Genomic DNA, 15,997 nt, shown 5'->3' on the forward strand with positions numbered 1-15,997 from the left:
GACGTCGGGCGCGCCTTCCAGGCGCTCGGGCCGGAGGGGGCGGAAGGGCTCATGGGCGACGTCGTCCGCTGGCTCGACGCGGCCGCGCCGAAGGCCGAGGGGCTTCTCGACGAGCCGCTCGCGGCGCTTGGCCGGGCGCTGACCGAACTGGGCGAGGCGAGCCAGGGCGTCGAGCGCGCGCTTGAAGGGCTCGACCACGATCCTCGCCACCTCGAAGCCGTGGAGGAGCGGCTCTTCGCGATCCGCGCGGCGGCGCGCAAGCATGCGGTGGCAGCCGACGACCTCGGCGCCTTCGCCGCGGCGATGCGCGAAAAGCTCGGCCTTCTCGACGGCGGCGCGGCGGACCTGAAGGCGCTCCGGGCGCGGCGGGCGGAGGCGGAGTCGCGCTACGCGGCCGAAGCGCAAAGGCTCGGCACCCTGCGCGCAGAGGCCGCCGCCCGGCTCGACCGGGCGATCCTCGACGAGCTTGCACCGTTGAAGATGGAGCGCGCGCATTTCGTGACGGTGATCACGCCGGCCGATCCCGGCCCCGAGGGGCGCGACCGGGTCGCATTCACCGTCGCCACGAACCCCGGCGCGGCCCCGGGGCCGCTCGACCGGATCGCGTCGGGGGGCGAGCTTTCGCGCTTCCTCCTCGCGCTCAAGGTCTGTCTCGCCAGGGGCGGTGAGCCGGTGACGATGATCTTCGACGAGATCGACCGCGGCGTCGGCGGCGCCACGGCGGACGCTGTGGGCCGCAGGCTCGAACGGCTGGCCGCGGGGGCGCAGATCCTCGTCGTCACCCACTCGCCGCAGGTCGCCGCCCGCGGCGCCCACCACTGGCGGGTGGAGAAGCGGGTGGACCATGGCCGGACGACCTCCACCGTCACGGCGCTCGCCCAGGGGGAGCGGGTGGACGAGATCGCCCGGATGCTGGCGGGCGAGAACGTCACCGAGGCCGCCCGCGCGGCCGCCCGCGCGCTCCTCGACGGCTGATCCGGCGAACGCGCCCCGGCCGGACCGCGGCCGCGGCTTGCTTGAGGCCGGGGTTTCGCATATCCGGGGGCGACCGCACCCTGAGGACCGAAACGCGATGCGCCTTTCCCGTTATTTCCTGCCCGTGCTGAAGGAAAATCCCGCCGAGGCGCAGATCGTCTCGCACCGCTACATGCTGCGCGCCGGCATGATCAAGCAGCAGGCAGCGGGCATCTATTCCTGGCTGCCGCTCGGCTTCCGCGTGCTGCGGCGGATCGAGGAGATCGTGCACCAGGAACAGCAGCGCGCGGGCCATATCCCGCTGCTGATGCCGACGCTCCAGCCCGCCGATCTCTGGCGCGAGTCGGGGCGCTACGACGACTACGGGCAGGAGATGCTCAGGATCCGCGACCGGCACGAGCGCGACATGCTTTATGGGCCCACGAACGAGGAGATGATCACCGATATCTTCCGCGCCCATGTCGAAAGCTACAAGTCGCTGCCGATGACGCTCTACCACATCCAGTGGAAGTTCCGCGACGAGATCCGGCCGCGCTTCGGCGTCATGCGGGGGCGCGAGTTCCTGATGAAGGACGGCTACAACTTCGACATCGACAAGGAAGCGGCGCTGCACGCCTACAACCGCCACATGGTGAGCTACCTCCGGACCTACGAGCGGATGGGGCTGACGGCGATCCCGATGCGGGCGGCCTCGGGGCCGATCGGCGGCGACAACACGCACGAGTTCCTGGTGCTCGCCTCGACGGGCGAGAGCGAGGTCTTCTACGACGACCGGGTGACGCAGCTGAAGCTCGGGGCGCGTGAAATCGACTACGACGACCGGGGCCAGGTGGCAAAGGTCTGCGAAGAGTTCACCACGCTTTACGCCCGCACCGACGAGACACACGATCCGGCGATGTTCGAGACCGTGCCCGAGGCGCATCGCAAGGTCGGCCGGGGCATCGAGGTGGGGCAGATATTCTATTTCGGCACCAAGTATTCCGAGCCGATGGGCGCGACCGTAGTGAACGAGAAGGGTGAGCGGGTGCCGATCCATGGCGGATCGCACGGGATCGGCGTCAGCCGGCTTCTCGGCGCGATCATCGAGGCGAGCCACGACGACAAGGGCATCATCTGGCCCGAGGGCGTCACCCCCTTCCCGGTCGGGATCGTCAACCTCAAGCAGGGCGACGGGGCGGCGGACGCGGCCTGCGGCGCGCTCTATGCGGCGCTGAAGGCGACGGGGCTGGAGCCGCTCTACGACGACCGCGACGAGCGGGCGGGGGCGAAATTCGCCACGATGGACCTGATCGGCCTGCCGTGGCGGATCACCGTCGGCCCGCGCGGGCTGGCCGCCGGCAAGGTGGAACTGACCTCGCGCCGGACCGGCGAGAGCGAGGAGATGAGCCCCGAGGCGGCGGTGGACCGGATCGCGGCGATCTACGCCGGGCGCTGAGTGGCCCGCGGACCTCAGCCGCGGATCACCTTCAGCGCGACGAGGGGCGAGTTGCCCTGGAGGAAGAGCCGGAGCCAGAGCGGCATCAGGTGCTCGGTGCCGCGCGCCCCGGCGATGTCGCCGAGATCGACCACGCCCGACCAGCCGAATTCGTCGCGGGCGAATGCGGCGACCCGAGCCTTGGCCTCGGCCGAGTTGCCGGCGATGAGAAGCTCCACCCCGGGCACCAGCGCGGGCTGGACCATCACCGGGGCCGAGACGGTGTTGAACGCCTTCACCACCAGCGCCGCGGGGAAGGCCCGCTGGATTTCCTCGCCGAGCGAGGTCCGCTCGCTCAGCGCCGCCGGCAGGAACGGCGGCATGCCGTGGGAGAAATCGAGCGGGTTGGCCACGTCGATCAGCACCTTGCCGGCTAGGTTCTCCGCCCCGGCAGCCGCCAGCGCGGCGAGCGAGACGAGCCCGCTGGTGGCGTTGAAGACCAGATCCGCCGCGGCCGCCGCTTCTGCGAAGGTGGCCACGCGGCCACCGGTGCGCGCCTGCCAGTCCGTCAGCGTGTCGGCGTAGTTCCGCGGCTTTGCCAGCTCGGCCGCGCTGGCCGAGCGGATGCCGATGGTCACCTCGTGGCCGTTGGAGAGCAGTTTGCCGGCAAGCGTCTGTCCGACCATCCCGCCGCCGAGCATCGCTATTTTCATGGGTGCCTCCACATGGTATGGACAGACAGGTTCGTCTATCTTTGGACGATAAATACAGACAGGTCTGTCTACATGTCAAGCGACTCCGCCCGTGCAGGCGCCCCGGTGGCGGAATTGCCGCCGTCGGCGCGCGAACGCATCCTCAATACCGCCGGGCCGCTATTTTACCGCGAGGGCTTTCGTGCGATCGGCGTGGACCGGGTGATCGCCGAGGCGGGGGTAGCGAAAGCCACGTTCTACAAGCACTTTCCGTCAAAGGACGACCTGATCGTCGCCTGGGTGAGGCGGGCCGAGGCGCTGACCGCGGCGGCGGCGCCGCCGGACGACGGCCCCCGGCCGCTTCTGGCCTATGCCGAGGCGATGATCGGGGTGGCGGCCGAGGAAAGCTGCCTCGGCTGCACCTTTCAGGTCACCGCAGCGGAATTCTCCGACCCCGGCCATCCCGCGCATGTAGCGGCGGCCGAGGCGAAGTGGCGGGTGCTTGGAGAGCTTGAGCGGCTGGCGCGGGCGCAGGGGGAGGCCGCGCCGAGGCAGACCGCCGAGGCGGTCTTCCTGCTTATCGAAGGTGTCTGGGCGGCGGTCAGGATGTTCGGCGCGGAGGCGCCGCTGGACGCCGCGCGGCTGGCGCTGCGGAAGATAGCGGGATAGGCGCCACCCGGGCGCGGCGACCATCGGCTTGACCCGCTGCGGGCGCCGGCGCAATGTCGCGCCAACAAAAAAACAGGAGCAGACGTGGCAGGCCGCACCGCGCCCTTTTCCCCCTTCGAGTTCATGATCGCCTGGCGCTACCTGCGCGCCCGCCGCGCCGAGGGGGGCGTCAGCGTGATGACCTGGATCAGCCTCGTCGGCGTCACGCTCGGGGTGATGGCGCTGGTGGCGACGATGGCCGTCAGGGCGGGCTTCCGGGCCGAGTTCGTCGACACGATCCTCGGCGCCAACGCCCATGTCGCGGTGTCGCGCGCGACCTATCTCGACGAGAACGGCGTGGCGACGCGGGCCATCGTGGATGCGGACAGGCTCGCCGAGCAGATCCGCGCCATCCCGGGCGTCACCCGCGCGGCGCCCGTCATCCGCGGGCAGGCGATGGTCACCGCGAACGAGCGGTCGAACGTCGCCGAGGTCTACGGCATCACGCCCGAGGACCTGAAAGCGATCCCGCGCGTGGCCGGGTCGGAGGACTCGCTCGGCGACATCTCCAGGTTCGGGGAGGGGATCGCCATCGGCTCCGGCATCGCCCGCGAACTCGGTCTCGGGCCGGGCGACGTGGTGAAGCTCATCCAGCCGAGCGGCGCCAGGACCGCCTTCGGCACCAGCCCCCGCGTGAATGCCTACGAGGTCGTCTACGTCTTCACCGCCGGGCGCTGGGACATCGACCGGACCCGCATCTACATGCCCTATGCCGAGGCGCAGAGCTTCTTCAACCGCGAGGCGGGGGCGGACGAGATCGAGGTCTTCGTGGCCGACCCCGAGAAGATCGACGACTACACGCTGCCGCTTCTGGCGGCGGGGGGCGAGGGGACGCTGATCTGGACCTGGCGCGATGCCTCCGGCGCCTTCCTGAACGCGCTCAAGATCGAGGACGACGTGATGTTCGTGATCCTCTCGATCCTCGTGCTGATCGCCGCCATGAACATCACCTCGGGCCTCGTGATGCTGGTGAAGAACAAGGGGCGCGACATCGGCATCCTTCGGACGATGGGGCTGACGGAGGGCTCGGTGCTCAGGGTCTTCTTCCTCTGCGGGGCATTCACCGGCGTCCTTGGCACCATCGCCGGCGTGCTCCTCGGCTGTCTCATCGCCTGGAACATCGACGGCATCATGTCCTTCGTGAACTGGCTGACCGGCGGCGGCGCCTGGGACCCCTCGATCCGCGGCATCTACCGGCTGCCGGCGGAACTGAGGGCCTGGGACGTGGGCCGGGCGGTGGCGCTGTCGCTGATCCTGTCCTTCGTCGTCACGATCTTTCCGGCGCGCCGCGCGGCGCGGATGAACCCGGTGGAGGCGCTGCGCTATGAGTGAGCCGGTGCTGGAGCTTCGCGGCATCTCGAAAGCCTACCTGAAGGGCACGCCGGGCGAGGTCCGTGTGCTGTCCGCGCTCGACCTCGCGGTCGGACGCGGCGAGGTGGTCGCGCTGGTGGCGCCCTCCGGCGCGGGGAAATCCACGCTCCTCCATATCGCCGGACTGCTCGATACCGCCGACGAGGGCACGGTCGCCATCTCCGGCCGGCAGATGACCGGCCTCCCGGACCGGGCGCGGACCGAGGCGCGGCGGGGCGAGGTCGGCTTCGTCTACCAGTTCCACCACCTCCTGCCGGAGTTTACCGCGCTCGAGAACATCGTCCTGCCGCAGCTTGCCAATGCCGTGCCTAAGGCGGCGGCCGAGGCGCGGGGACGGGAATTGCTGGCGCGCGTCGGCGTGGCCGGGCGGGCCGATCATCGGCCGGCCGCGCTTTCGGGTGGGGAGCAGCAGCGCGTGGCCTTCTGCCGCGCGCTTGCCAACGCGCCGAAGCTCCTTCTCGCCGACGAGCCTACCGGCAACCTCGACCCCGCGACCGCCGAGCAGGTCTTCGGCGTGCTGATGGAGCTTGTCCGGGGGACCGGACTTGCCGCGCTGATCGCCACCCACAACCTCGACCTCGCCGCGCGGATGGACCGGGTGGTGCGGCTCGACGCCGGGCGGATCCTGTGATCCGCGCATCTGATCCGGATCAAGGCGGCACACCCCGTTCGGGCAGAGGATCGCAGCGCAAATGGAGACCGAGGATGCCCAGAACCACCGCTCTTGCCCTGTCGCTCGTTGCGCTTGTCGCGTCTGAAGCCGCCGCCGCGGACCTCGAACTCGGCCGGACGACCTTCGCCGGGGCCTGCGCCGCCTGTCACGGGGCAGAGGCGAAGGGCGACGGCCCGATGGCCGAGCTCATCAGCATCCCGGTGCCGGATCTTACCCGGATCGCGGCGCGCAACGGCGGCGAATTCCCGTGGCTGAAGGTCGTCCATCTCATTGACGGGCGAACCGGGCTGAGGGGGCACGGCGGGCCGATGCCGCTTTTCGGCGCGCTCTTCGCCGACGATGCCGCCGCCGCAGACGCGCCGGACGGGACGCCGGTGATCACCTCGGCGCGGGTGCTGGCGCTGACCGACTACCTCGCCGCGATCCAGGCGGCGGAGTGATCGGGTTGCCCTGTCGGTTCGCGCGGGGCAGAGTGACGGAACGGCCAGGGAGGGGCGCCATGAACCGCATCGGGATCGTCACGCTGGCTCTGCTCGGGCTCACGCTGTCCGCCTGCGCACCGGAGCGGCAGGTCTCGGGCAGGGCGCTCTACGAGGATTTCTGCCTCTCGTGCCACGGCGCTTCGGGCCGGGGCGACGGGCCGGCTGCCGCGGGGCTCGATCATCCGCCGGCCGACCTCACCGGGATCGCCGCGCGCAACGGCGGCACCTTCCCGACGACGCGGGTCATGTCGGTGATCGACGGCTATACCCGCCGCGGCGACCGCGCCTCGGTCATGCCGGAACTCGGGGTGGCGCTGCAGGAGGGCCCCGTCGTCCTCTACGACGCGGGCGACGGGGTGGCGACGCCGACCCCGGCGAACCTCGTCGCCCTCGCCAACTACCTGCAGAGACTCCAGCGCTGAGCCGGGGCGTCCGCGCCGCACGTCAGTCCGCCGCCCGTCAGTCCTCGGTCCGGACGGTCGTCTCGCGGTTGCGCCCGTAGCTGCTGCGCAGCGGGAAGGGTGGCAGCCAGCTCTCGCGCCGGACGGTCCAGAGCTCGTAGGTCGGCCGGAACTGGTCGGGCGCGTCGAGCGTGCCGAGGTTCACCTCCACCTCGTCGCCCGAACGGCCGAAGACCGGCGAGCCGCAAAGCGGGCAGAAGTGCCGGCCCCGGAAGGCGCGCGTCTCGCCCGTGACCGTCACGGCGGTTTCCGGGAAGATCGCCGAGGCGTGGAAGAGTGCGCCGTGGTGCTTGCGGCAGTCGAGGCAATGGCACAGGCCGACGCGCCAGGGCTCGCCGGTTGCGGCAAGCCGGACCGCGCCGCAGAGGCAGCCGCCGGTGACGGTGGGCATGGGGGCCTCCTTCGCGAGTGGCGCGGCAAATCTGGGCGATGCTGGCCGTCTTTGCAACCGGCGGTCCCGCGCGACGGTGCCGGACGCCCCGCCCGACCGTGCCCCATGTTCCGGCGCGGCAACGGTATCTTACCCGCGACAATTCGCGTCGTGGACGCCCTGCCGCCCCTCGCCGCAAGAGTAGCCGACACCCGATTCGACCCAAGGGGGCCTCCGATGGCATCGCGCGCCGACCTGCCGCTCGTCTATTCCTGTTCGGGCTGTTCCAGCGCCGCGCAGATGGCCAATCATGTGGCCATCCAGCTCGACCGCCGGGGACTGGCCGAGATGTCCTGCATTGCGGGCGTCGGCGGCGACGTGCCGAAGCTCGTGCGCATCGCGACGTCCGGCCGCCCCATCATCGCGCTCGACGGCTGCGCGCTCGCCTGCGTGAAGAACTGCCTCGCCCGCCACGGGGTGACGGCCGTGCGCTACCATCTCCTCTCCGACATGGGCGTGCGCAAGCGCTACGGCACTGATTTCGACCCGGCCGAGGCCGGCCGCGTGCTCGACAGCATCGCCGAGGCCCTCGCGGCCGATCCGGTCGCTTCCTGACCGGCGGGCCGGCAGTCTCCCGGCCTGCCCGATTCGTGCTACATTTCGGTCAGGGTGGGTCTCGGGGGATCGGCCCGCAGCTCCGCGGGCCGGCGCACGCGTGCCCGCCCGGGAGGGACCAGAAAATGGCGCAGTACATCATAACCGGCAGCTATACGGCCGCCGCCATGAAAGGCATGATCGCCCATCCGAGCGATCGCGAGAAGGCTACCGGCGCGCTGATCGCCGCGGCGGGGGGCAAGCTGGAGGCATACTACCTCACGACCGGAGACACCGACTTCATCATGCGGGTCACGGCGAGCGACATGACGAAGATGCTGGCGGCGCTGATGGTCGCCGGTGCCTCGGGCGCGGTCACGGGGCTCAAGACCGTTCAGTGCTTCACCTCTGCAGAGTTCCTCGAGGCGCAGAAGGCCGCGGGGGCGATCTCGATGAAATACACTGCGCCGAACTGAGCGGCCCCACCCGAAAGGCCGGCAAGTCGGGCACGAACCGCGGGGCCCGAACGGACCGGCAAGGCCCCGGCGCGCGCGGCGCGCCGGGCGCATGGTCCAAAAACCGCCCCATTCCCGCGCGATACTCCGCGCCCGGAAGCAACCTTTCGGAGGGGAGGTTTCGGATGGATCGGCTTCTCTTTGTCGTCGCCGTGGTGGTCGGCGCCTATGCGCTCTGGGCCGGGCAGAACCCGAAGAAGGCATTCCGCCCGGAAGTCCCGGCGGCGCTTTTCGTGCCCTCGGGCACGCCCGGTGCCGTCATCGGCACCTCGGCCGTCGCGGCGGCGCGGCGCACCGGCGGCTGAGCCCGTCGGGTCACATCGACGATTGCGCCTGCGCGGCTTCCGTGCTGATGGCCGCGCCCGCGGATTGCAGGTCGCGGCCCGCGCCTTTCACCGTCTCGCAGGCGGCGAGCGTCAGCAGCGCGAGGAGGGGGAGCGTCAGGCGGATCATGGGCAACTCCGGATCATGCGTCACGTCGATAGTGTCGCGACCCAACGCGGCTTTCAAGGCCGGGGTTCCGGCCGCGGCGCCGGGCCGGCGGCGCGGCGCTGCCGGGACGGACGCCCGACAGGAAACCGACGGAAAACCGACGCGAAACCGACGCGGGCCCGGCGACGGAGGGCGTTAACGCCCCGTTAACCCCGACCGCCGAGGATCGCGCCATGCGCATGGTCCCCGCCCTCCTTCTCCTCGCCGCCTGCGGCGCCTCGCCCGCCCCCGACATGTTCGGGTCCGTCCGCTCCGAGGTCACGCGCGGGGGGGTGGATTTCGTTGTCTTTCAGACTGGTAGCGAGGTGGAGGTGGTGCGCATGGGCTATCTCGCCCGCCCCGCACGCGCCCGTGTTCCCGCGCTCATGGCCGAGGCGGCGGAGGTGGCGACGGGCTGCCGCGTGATCGCGAACTCCATGACCACGAAGATCCCCGGCGACACCGGCGTCGCGAGGTTCGCCCTCGACTGCCGGGGATGATCCAGATCAAGGCGCAGTGACCCGTAAATGCTTATAGGCAAAGCGGAAAACGCGCGTGCTGCAAGGGACCGCTCCGATGTTCCGGCTCTTCCTCATCATCTACACGCTCGCGGGCGCGACGCTCGCGGGCTCCGCCATCGTCGCGGCGCTGACCATGAATCTCTTCGATTTCAAGAGCATCATCGTCGCCGCCATCGCCGGCTTCCTCGTCGCGGTCCCGGTCGCCTGGATCGTCGCGAAGAACCTCTCAGCCGCCTGAGGGGCGTTCCAGGAACGCCCGCACCGCCGCCTCGAACTCCCGCGGGCGCTCGGCGTGGAGCCAGTGCCCCGCACCAGGAATCCTGGCGAATTTCGCATTTGGAAACAAGTGCTTGATCCCTTCCCGGTGTTCCGGCCGGACATAGTCCGACAAGGCCCCCGAGAGGAAGAGGGCGGGGCCGTCGAAGCGCCCCTCGGTGCCGGGCCAGCCGGTGATCCTGTCCATCTCGCGCTCCAGCACGTCGAGGTTGAGCCGCCAGGCGGGCGGGTCGGCCTTGAGGTCGAGCGACTGGAGGAGGAAGGCCCGCACGCCGGCGTCCTCCACGGTCGCGGCAAGGCGGCGGTCGGCCTCCGATCGCGCGGAAAGGTCCCGGAGGTCGAGCCCGCGCATGGCCCGGACGAGGTGGGATTGGCTGTGGCCGTAGGCCACGGGGGCAATGTCGGCGACGACGACCCGGTCGATCAGTTCGCCCTGCGTGAGCGCCAGCTGCATCGCGGCCTTGCCGCCCATCGAATGGCCGAGCACGTCCATCGGCGCGCCGATGGTCTCGATGACCTGGGCGAGGTCGCCGGCCATGTCGGGATAGGACTGGCTCGCGGCCCGGAAACTGGATCCGTGGTTGCGCATGTCCACGGTGACGACGCGGCGGTCGTCCGAGAGGCGCTTGGCTATGGCGCCCCAGTTCCGGGCGGATCCGAAGAGGCCGTGGACGATGAGAAGGGGCGGCAGGCGGCCGGACGCGCCGATGTCGGTATGGCTGAGCATGTGCCTGTCTAGCGCGGCCGGGCGCGGGCTTCCAGTGACGTTGCGACAGGCGCCGCGGCGCAGTATTCTTCACGTGCGGGGGTATGATGAGCGGCGTCAGTGTTCAGCAGATGGCGGGGCGGGTGGCCGAGCTTATGGAGGCGCGGCTGCGCATCCGCGGCCAGGGGCTTGGCGACAAGCTCCGGCGGGGGGGCCGTTTCCTGCCCCGGAAGGTGCGGCGCGAGGCGGAATTCCTGGCGCGGTCGGCCGAACAATCAGCGGTGCCGCGGCTGCAGATGCAGCTCGATCACCAGCGCATCGCGGATGCCTACGATGCCTGCGTGCGTTACCTGAAGCCACTCGGCCGCTCGGCCCGGCGCAAGGCGATCCTGCTGGAGATCCTCACCGGCTTTGCGACAGGGATCGCCGTGACGGCGGTGCTGGTGCTGGCGCTCCTGCTCTGGCGCGGCTTCATCTGACCGCGCCGGAAGGCGGTGCCGGCCGCCGGAGGCATCCGGAGGCCGGCGCGGGGCATCTCACATGCCCGGATAGAGCGGGAAGCGGGCGCAGAGCGCCTTGACCTCGGCGCGGACCTTGGCCTCGACCGCAGCATTGCCCTCGTCGCCGTGCGCGGCGAGCCCGTCCACCACCTCGACGATCAGCCGGGCGATCTGCCGAAACTCGGGCTCCGCGAACCCGCGGGTGGTGCCCGCAGGCGTGCCGAGCCGGATGCCGGAGGTCACGAAGGGCTTTTCGGGGTCGAAGGGAACGCCGTTCTTGTTGCAGGTGATATGGGCGCGGCCAAGAGCTACCTCGGTCGCCTTGCCGGTCACCTTCTTGGGCCGGAGGTCGGCGAGCATCAGGTGGTTGTCGGTCCCGCCCGAGACGATGTCGATGCCCCCCTTCATGAGTTCGTCGGCCATGGCCCGGGCGTTCTTAACGATCTGTGCTGCGTAGTCCCTGAACTCGGGCCGGAGCGCCTCGCCGAAGGCCACGGCTTTGGCCGCGATGACGTGCATCAGCGGGCCGCCCTGAAGCCCGGGGAACACTGCGGCGTTGACCTTCTTGGCGATCTCCTCGTCGTTCGTCAGGACCATGCCGCCGCGCGGGCCGCGCAGCGACTTGTGCGTGGTCGTCGTGACGACATGGGCATGGGGAAGGGGTGAGGGATGCTGGCCACCGGCGACGAGGCCGGCGATATGGGCCATGTCGACCATGAGATAGGCTCCCACCTCGTCGGCGATCTCGCGGAACGCGGCCCAGTCCCAGACGCGCGAATAGGCGGTGCCGCCGGCGATGATCAGCTTTGGCTTCGCCGCGCGTGCCTTTTCGCGGACCGCGTCCATGTCAAGGCGCTGATCCTGCTGGCGCACGCCGTAGGAGACCACGTTGAACCACTTGCCCGACATGTTCACCGGCGAGCCGTGGGTCAGGTGGCCGCCGGAGTTGAGGTCGAGGCCCATGAAGGTCTCGCCGGGCTTCAGGAGCGCCAGGAACACCGCCTGGTTCATCTGGCTGCCCGAGTTCGGCTGCACGTTGGCGTAGGCACAGCCGAAGAGCTGCTTCGCCCGCTCGATCGCCAGCGTCTCGGCCACGTCGACGAACTGGCAGCCGCCGTAGTAGCGCTTGCCCGGGTAGCCCTCGGCGTACTTGTTCGTCATCACCGAGCCCTGCGCCTGCAGCACGGCGAGCGAGACGATGTTCTCGGATGCGATGAGCTCGATCTCGTCGCGCTGGCGGCCCAGCTCGTCGCTGACCGACTTGAAGACTTCGGGGTCGCGCGAGGCGAGGCTTTCAGTGAAGAAACCGGTGTCGCGGGTGGCGGGCATGAGCGATCTCCTGAGGCCGGGCGTAGGTGAGGCTCTTTAGCCGAGCGGGGCGCGTGCGGAAAGGAAGAATGCGACCGGATTCCGCATCCGGGCGAAGCCGGTAGTCCCGGGCGGACATGTTTCTGCCCCCGCCGCGCCTCCGCGACGGGCTTGTCAAGCCGCGCCGGGCGAGGGACAAAGGTCCGGGCAGCCGGAGGAATGCGGTGCGTGCGGCAACGAAGATCGCGTTTCTGGCGAGCGACAGCGAGATTGCGCAGGAGGCGCTCGCCAGGCTCGGCGCCGTCTACGGGGCGGTTCCGCTCGACGAGGCCGAGGTCATCGTGGCGCTCGGCGGCGACGGCTTCATGCTGAACACGCTGCACGGCACGCAGGCCCGGAACCTTCCGGTCTACGGCATGAACTGCGGCACCATCGGCTTCCTGATGAACGAATACGCCGAGGAGGGACTCATCGGACGCCTCGAGGCGGCGGAGGAAGAGGTCATCAACCCGCTCGCGATGAAGGCGGTCACGTCCGGAGGCCGGCTCCACGAGGCGCTGGCGATCAACGAGGTCTCGCTCCTGCGCGCCGGTCCGCAGGCGGCGAAGCTGAGGATCACCATCGATGGCAAGGTGCGGATGGAGGAGCTTGTCTGCGACGGGGCGCTCGTCTCCACGCCGGCGGGATCGACGGCCTACAACTATTCGGCCCACGGGCCGATCCTGCCCATCGGCGCCGAGGTGCTGGCGCTGACGCCGATGGCCGCCTTCCGGCCGCGCCGCTGGCGGGGCGCGATCCTGCCGAAATCGGCACATGTGCGCTTCGACGTGCTGGAAGCGGCCAAGCGCCCGGTGATGGCGGATGCCGATGGCAAGTCGGTGCGCGACGTGGTCTCGGTCGAGGTCCAGTCCGACACCTCGATCCGCCATCGCATCCTCTTCGACCCGGGCCACGGGCTCGAGGAGCGGCTGACGCGCGAGCAATTCGTGTGATGGGTCAGGCCCTGGTCTTCCAGGCTTCCATCTTGCGGTAGAGCGTCGAGGGCGAGACGTCGAGCATCCGCGCGGCCTTCGGCACGGAGCCCGCGTGGCGGGCGATCGTCTCCTCGATCACCAGCCTCTCGATCTCGGCCATGGTGCGGCCGATGAGCCCGTCGAGGGGCAGGTCCGATTTCTGCTGCGGGGGCGCGGCGCGCCGGGGCGCCTCCGGCCCCGACACCAGCTCGGCCGGCAGCATCGCACGGGTCACGGCCGGCCCGTCATTGAGCACGACGACATGGCGCATGACGTTGAGAAGCTGGCGGACGTTGCCCGGCCAGTCGAGCCGCTGGAAGAGCGCCTTCACATCGGCGTCGAGGCTCTGGAACTGCCGCCCCTCCTCCCGGGCGAAGCGCGCGAGGGCGGCCTCGGCGAGCGTCACCACGTCGCTGCCGCGGTCGCGCAGGGGTGGCATGTGGATCGGGACGACGTGGAGCCGGTAATAGAGGTCCTCGCGGAACCGGCCGCGGCGGACTTCCTGCAGGGGATCGCGGTTCGTGGCGCAGACGATGCGGACATTGACCTTTCGCGACCGGGTGGCGCCGACGGGCTGGATCGTCGAAGTTTGCAGGAAGCGCAGGAGCTTGGTCTGGAGGTTCAGGTCAAGCTCGCAGATCTCGTCGAGGAAGAGGGTGCCGCCGTCGGCCGCCGCCGCCGCACCGGGCTTGTCGGATATGGCCCCGGTGAAGGCGCCCTTGACGTGGCCGAAGACCTCGGATTCCAGCAGTTCCGTCGGGATGGCCCCGCAGTTGAGCGGCACGAAGGGAGCGCTGGCGCGGTTCGACAGGTCGTGCACCGCCTCGGCGCAAAGCTCCTTGCCGGTGCCGCTTTCGCCGGTGATGAAGACCGTCGCCATGGAGCGGGCGACCGAGCGGATCTTGGCATAGACCTCGATCATCGGTTCGGAGGTGCCGATGAAGTTGCCCGGTGCCTGTGCCGCGCGCGGGGGCGGCGCCGCCGCGCCGCCGCGCCGGGTGTCGGCGAGCGCATTGTCGATCGCGGCGAGGAAGCGCTGTTCGTCGAAGGGCTTGACGAGAAACTCGTGGGCCCCCGCCCGCATCGCCGCGACGGCCTTGTTGATCGAGCCGTTGGCGGTGATGACGATGACGCGCGTTTCCGGGCGGAGCGCGAGCATTTCCCCCATCAGGTCGAGCCCGTCGCGGTCGGGCAGCATCAGGTCGAGAAGCACCACCGGCGGTTCGAGCGTCCGGAACGCGGCGAGGCCGGAGGCCGCGTCGTCGGAGCATTGCACCGAGTGGCCGGCGGAGCGGAGGACCGACTGGTAGACGAGTTGCAGGGACGGCGTGTCCTCGATCAGAAGCAGCGGCGGCGAGGTCATGCGGCCTCTCCGCGCCGCGCGCGTTCCTCGGTCACGAAGCGGATCAGCCGGCCGAGCTGGGCCATGGCCTCCGCACCGAAGCGCTCGAAGGCGGACGGATCGCGCCGGTGCGCCGCCGCATTCAGCGCCTGGGCGAGGGTCTGGAGCCGCACCGCCCCGACCGCGCCGGCCAGTGCGATGAGCACATGCGTATCGGCGCGCACCGCGGCGAGATCCTGGCCGGCGAGTCCGGCGCCGAGGCCGCGCTCGCATTTCCCGAGGTCCGACGCGAGCCGGTCGAGGAGCTCGAGCGCCGACTCGGGTCCGGCGACCTCGATCAGGCGGTCGAAGGTGGCGCGGTCGAAGGTTTCCTCGGCCCCGGCCGCGGCGACCTCCTCGACGCCGGGGTCCTGTCGCCGGCCGAGGGCGCTGGCGATCGCGAGCCCGAAGGTCTCGAGCCCGGCGAGCGGCTTGGCCAGGATCGCGTCCGCCCCGGCGGCATAGATCGCATCGCGGTTGGCGCGCAGCACATAGGCGGTGATGGCGATGACGGGCATGTGCGGCCGCCGGTGGCCATTGCCGTTGGCGCGCAGGGTCCGGATGACGTCGATTCCGTTCATCCGCGGCATCTCGATGTCGATGAGTGCTAGGTCGAAGCTTTCGCGTTCCAGCCAGCGCAGCGCCTCGACCCCGTCGTCGGCGATCTCGTATTGCGCGCCCATCCGGGCCAGCATGTGGCTGATGATGGTCTGGTTTGTCGGGTTGTCCTCCGCCACGAGAACCTTGGTGCGGCTGAGGTCGGGCAGTTCCACCGCCTGCTCGGGGGGCGCGATCGTCCAGGTTTCCGGCGGCAGGTCGAGTGTCACGCGCGCCCCGCGCCGGGCTGCGAGGTTCTCGACGCTGATCGTTCCGCCGAGCTGGCCCGCCATGTGGCGGGTAATGTGCATCCCGAGGCCCTCGCCGGGCTTGCACGTGCCCTCGGGCCGGCCCTGGAACTCGAAGAGCCGTGCGAGCGCCTCGGACGAGAACCCCGGTCCCTCGTCGGTGACCGACAGCCTGAGCGCGCCGGTCGCCGCCATGGTCACGTCGAGCATCACGGTGCCGGTGTCGGTATACTTGATCGCGTTCGACAGAAGGTTGGCGAGGACGCGTTCCAGCGCGATCCGGTCGAGGGTGAGGACGGCCGGCACGTCGTCGGCCACGGTCATCCGGAAGCCGAGCCCCTTCTCGCTCGCCCGGCCCGACCAGCGCATCTCGATGTCGTAGAGGAACCGCGGCATCTGCAGGTTTGCCGGATGGGTCGCGGCATAGTCGTCCTCGCCGAGAAGCTGCGCCAGCCCCTGTTCGAGCAGCCGGGCGAGGATTTCCCCCGAGGCGCGCACGCGTTCGAGTTGCAGCCAGGTCGCTTCGTCGACGCTTGCATGGTCGATGAGCCGCAATCCACCAATGATGTCGGACACGGCCGCGCGCAGGTCGTGGCCGAGCAGCGTCATCTTGCCGGCATCGAAATCGGGCAGGGGCCGGGAACTCGCCTGGGGACCGTCGTTACTCACACTCTCCCTCCGCCTCCGGATTGGAGCGCCGCGCGGCCTGAAATACAAGTTG

General features: G+C 70.1%; 20 protein-coding genes and 1 pseudogene. 14 read left to right on the forward strand and 7 right to left on the reverse strand.

From position 1 onward, the window contains the following. Positions 1-975 (forward strand): annotated as a pseudogene (locus F9K34_RS06720) (DNA repair protein RecN); the annotation flags it as partial. Positions 976-1,072: 97 nt separating this feature from the next. After that, positions 1,073-2,410, forward strand: coding sequence for a proline--tRNA ligase (gene proS / locus F9K34_RS06725; RefSeq protein WP_291336141.1), 1,338 nt, complete (start codon positions 1,073-1,075; stop codon positions 2,408-2,410). A 14-nt stretch (positions 2,411-2,424) separates the two neighbouring features. On the opposite strand, the gene F9K34_RS06730 is transcribed toward proS, so the two are convergent. After that, entirely contained in the window at positions 2,425-3,102 is a 678-nt protein-coding gene (locus tag F9K34_RS06730) for an NADPH-dependent F420 reductase (protein ID WP_291336142.1), read from the reverse strand. Between the two features lie 72 nt (positions 3,103-3,174). Here F9K34_RS06730 and F9K34_RS06735 point away from each other — a divergent pair, with 72 nt between their 5' ends. The 5 genes from F9K34_RS06735 (at position 3,175) to F9K34_RS06755 (ending at position 6,737) form a co-directional block, all read left to right on the forward strand. Further along, positions 3,175-3,750: a TetR/AcrR family transcriptional regulator gene (locus tag F9K34_RS06735; RefSeq protein WP_291336143.1), complete on the forward strand. Its 576-nt coding sequence runs from the start codon at positions 3,175-3,177 to the stop codon at positions 3,748-3,750. 123 nt (positions 3,751-3,873) lie between these two features. Further along, on the forward strand, positions 3,874-5,121 hold the full coding sequence (locus tag F9K34_RS06740) for a lipoprotein-releasing ABC transporter permease subunit (RefSeq protein WP_291336169.1): 1,248 nt from the start codon (positions 3,874-3,876) through the stop codon (positions 5,119-5,121). After that, positions 5,114-5,791 carry an ABC transporter ATP-binding protein gene (locus F9K34_RS06745; RefSeq protein ID WP_291336144.1) on the forward strand — a complete coding sequence of 226 codons (678 nt, stop codon included), beginning with the start codon at positions 5,114-5,116 and terminating at the stop codon, positions 5,789-5,791. Before F9K34_RS06740 ends, F9K34_RS06745 begins: the two co-directional genes overlap by 8 nt. 74 nt (positions 5,792-5,865) lie before the next feature. Beyond that, positions 5,866-6,273, forward strand: coding sequence for a c-type cytochrome (locus F9K34_RS06750; RefSeq protein WP_291336145.1), 408 nt, complete (start codon positions 5,866-5,868; stop codon positions 6,271-6,273). 59 nt (positions 6,274-6,332) lie between these two features. Beyond that, positions 6,333-6,737: a c-type cytochrome gene (locus F9K34_RS06755; RefSeq protein WP_291336146.1), complete on the forward strand. Its 405-nt coding sequence runs from the start codon at positions 6,333-6,335 to the stop codon at positions 6,735-6,737. A 37-nt stretch (positions 6,738-6,774) separates the two neighbouring features. On the opposite strand, the gene F9K34_RS06760 is transcribed toward F9K34_RS06755, so the two are convergent. After that, on the reverse strand, positions 6,775-7,167 hold the full coding sequence (locus tag F9K34_RS06760; protein WP_291336147.1) for a GFA family protein: 393 nt from the start codon (positions 7,165-7,167) through the stop codon (positions 6,775-6,777). Between the two features lie 216 nt (positions 7,168-7,383). On the opposite strand from F9K34_RS06760, the gene F9K34_RS06765 reads away from it, so the two are divergent. The 3 genes from F9K34_RS06765 to F9K34_RS06775 all read left to right on the forward strand — a co-directional run bounded on the left by F9K34_RS06765 (position 7,384) and on the right by F9K34_RS06775 (position 8,560). Further along, complete coding sequence (locus tag F9K34_RS06765; protein ID WP_291336148.1) at positions 7,384-7,761, forward strand: putative zinc-binding protein; 378 nt, start codon at positions 7,384-7,386, stop codon at positions 7,759-7,761. A 125-nt stretch (positions 7,762-7,886) separates the two neighbouring features. After that, complete coding sequence (locus F9K34_RS06770; protein ID WP_291336149.1) at positions 7,887-8,216, forward strand: GYD domain-containing protein; 330 nt, start codon at positions 7,887-7,889, stop codon at positions 8,214-8,216. A 164-nt stretch (positions 8,217-8,380) separates the two neighbouring features. Further along, positions 8,381-8,560 (forward strand): hypothetical protein, encoded by a 180-nt coding sequence (locus tag F9K34_RS06775; protein WP_291336150.1) that lies wholly within the window; start codon positions 8,381-8,383, stop codon positions 8,558-8,560. Positions 8,561-8,570: 10 nt separating this feature from the next. Here F9K34_RS06775 and F9K34_RS06780 read toward each other — a convergent pair whose 3' ends face one another. Beyond that, entirely contained in the window at positions 8,571-8,708 is a 138-nt protein-coding gene (locus F9K34_RS06780; RefSeq protein ID WP_291336151.1) for an entericidin A/B family lipoprotein, read from the reverse strand. Positions 8,709-8,920: 212 nt separating this feature from the next. Here F9K34_RS06780 and F9K34_RS06785 point away from each other — a divergent pair, with 212 nt between their 5' ends. Beyond that, a complete protein-coding gene (locus F9K34_RS06785; RefSeq protein WP_291336152.1) occupies positions 8,921-9,226 on the forward strand; it encodes a hypothetical protein in 306 nt (101 codons plus the stop codon). A 76-nt stretch (positions 9,227-9,302) separates the two neighbouring features. Beyond that, positions 9,303-9,485, forward strand: a complete 183-nt coding sequence (locus F9K34_RS06790; protein WP_291336153.1) for a hypothetical protein — start codon at positions 9,303-9,305, stop codon at positions 9,483-9,485. On the opposite strand, the gene F9K34_RS06795 is transcribed toward F9K34_RS06790, so the two are convergent. After that, complete coding sequence (locus F9K34_RS06795) at positions 9,474-10,250, reverse strand: alpha/beta fold hydrolase (RefSeq protein ID WP_291336154.1); 777 nt, start codon at positions 10,248-10,250, stop codon at positions 9,474-9,476. The two genes, F9K34_RS06790 and F9K34_RS06795, sit on opposite strands and share 12 nt — an antisense overlap. A gap of 86 nt (positions 10,251-10,336) precedes the next feature. Here F9K34_RS06795 and F9K34_RS06800 point away from each other — a divergent pair, with 86 nt between their 5' ends. Continuing rightward, complete coding sequence (locus F9K34_RS06800) at positions 10,337-10,708, forward strand: hypothetical protein (RefSeq protein WP_291336155.1); 372 nt, start codon at positions 10,337-10,339, stop codon at positions 10,706-10,708. A gap of 57 nt (positions 10,709-10,765) precedes the next feature. Here the strand turns inward: F9K34_RS06800 and glyA are convergent, their stop codons facing one another. After that, a complete protein-coding gene (gene glyA / locus F9K34_RS06805; RefSeq protein WP_291336156.1) occupies positions 10,766-12,058 on the reverse strand; it encodes a serine hydroxymethyltransferase in 1,293 nt (430 codons plus the stop codon). A gap of 203 nt (positions 12,059-12,261) precedes the next feature. Here glyA and F9K34_RS06810 point away from each other — a divergent pair, with 203 nt between their 5' ends. Beyond that, positions 12,262-13,029, forward strand: coding sequence for an NAD kinase (locus F9K34_RS06810; RefSeq protein WP_291336157.1), 768 nt, complete (start codon positions 12,262-12,264; stop codon positions 13,027-13,029). Between the two features lie 4 nt (positions 13,030-13,033). Here the strand turns inward: F9K34_RS06810 and F9K34_RS06815 are convergent, their stop codons facing one another. Continuing rightward, positions 13,034-14,413, reverse strand: coding sequence for a sigma-54-dependent transcriptional regulator (locus tag F9K34_RS06815; RefSeq protein ID WP_291336158.1), 1,380 nt, complete (start codon positions 14,411-14,413; stop codon positions 13,034-13,036). After that, entirely contained in the window at positions 14,410-15,945 is a 1,536-nt protein-coding gene (locus F9K34_RS06820) for a response regulator (RefSeq protein ID WP_291336159.1), read from the reverse strand. Before F9K34_RS06820 ends, F9K34_RS06815 begins: the two co-directional genes overlap by 4 nt. Positions 15,946-15,997: the final 52 nt, after the last annotated feature.

The organism is Albidovulum sp., from assembly GCF_008933605.1.
Taxonomy (GTDB): Bacteria; Pseudomonadota; Alphaproteobacteria; order Rhodobacterales; family Rhodobacteraceae; genus Albidovulum.

What these genes read in the sequence shown, in the direction of transcription:
- proS (WP_291336141.1), top strand. Translation starts at nt 1,073, where the DNA reads ATGCGCCTTTCCCGTTATTTCCTGCCCGTGCTGAAGGAAAATCCCGCC.
- F9K34_RS06730 (WP_291336142.1), bottom strand. Translation starts at nt 3,102, where the DNA reads ATGAAAATAGCGATGCTCGGCGGCGGGATGGTCGGACAGACGCTTGCC.
- F9K34_RS06735 (WP_291336143.1), top strand. Translation starts at nt 3,175, where the DNA reads ATGTCAAGCGACTCCGCCCGTGCAGGCGCCCCGGTGGCGGAATTGCCG.
- F9K34_RS06740 (WP_291336169.1), top strand. Translation starts at nt 3,874, where the DNA reads ATGATCGCCTGGCGCTACCTGCGCGCCCGCCGCGCCGAGGGGGGCGTC.
- F9K34_RS06745 (WP_291336144.1), top strand. Translation starts at nt 5,114, where the DNA reads ATGAGTGAGCCGGTGCTGGAGCTTCGCGGCATCTCGAAAGCCTACCTG.
- F9K34_RS06750 (WP_291336145.1), top strand. Translation starts at nt 5,866, where the DNA reads ATGCCCAGAACCACCGCTCTTGCCCTGTCGCTCGTTGCGCTTGTCGCG.
- F9K34_RS06755 (WP_291336146.1), top strand. Translation starts at nt 6,333, where the DNA reads ATGAACCGCATCGGGATCGTCACGCTGGCTCTGCTCGGGCTCACGCTG.
- F9K34_RS06760 (WP_291336147.1), bottom strand. Translation starts at nt 7,167, where the DNA reads ATGCCCACCGTCACCGGCGGCTGCCTCTGCGGCGCGGTCCGGCTTGCC.
- F9K34_RS06765 (WP_291336148.1), top strand. Translation starts at nt 7,384, where the DNA reads ATGGCATCGCGCGCCGACCTGCCGCTCGTCTATTCCTGTTCGGGCTGT.
- F9K34_RS06770 (WP_291336149.1), top strand. Translation starts at nt 7,887, where the DNA reads ATGGCGCAGTACATCATAACCGGCAGCTATACGGCCGCCGCCATGAAA.
- F9K34_RS06775 (WP_291336150.1), top strand. Translation starts at nt 8,381, where the DNA reads ATGGATCGGCTTCTCTTTGTCGTCGCCGTGGTGGTCGGCGCCTATGCG.
- F9K34_RS06780 (WP_291336151.1), bottom strand. Translation starts at nt 8,708, where the DNA reads ATGATCCGCCTGACGCTCCCCCTCCTCGCGCTGCTGACGCTCGCCGCC.
- F9K34_RS06785 (WP_291336152.1), top strand. Translation starts at nt 8,921, where the DNA reads ATGCGCATGGTCCCCGCCCTCCTTCTCCTCGCCGCCTGCGGCGCCTCG.
- F9K34_RS06790 (WP_291336153.1), top strand. Translation starts at nt 9,303, where the DNA reads ATGTTCCGGCTCTTCCTCATCATCTACACGCTCGCGGGCGCGACGCTC.
- F9K34_RS06795 (WP_291336154.1), bottom strand. Translation starts at nt 10,250, where the DNA reads ATGCTCAGCCATACCGACATCGGCGCGTCCGGCCGCCTGCCGCCCCTT.
- F9K34_RS06800 (WP_291336155.1), top strand. Translation starts at nt 10,337, where the DNA reads ATGAGCGGCGTCAGTGTTCAGCAGATGGCGGGGCGGGTGGCCGAGCTT.
- glyA (WP_291336156.1), bottom strand. Translation starts at nt 12,058, where the DNA reads ATGCCCGCCACCCGCGACACCGGTTTCTTCACTGAAAGCCTCGCCTCG.
- F9K34_RS06815 (WP_291336158.1), bottom strand. Translation starts at nt 14,413, where the DNA reads ATGACCTCGCCGCCGCTGCTTCTGATCGAGGACACGCCGTCCCTGCAA.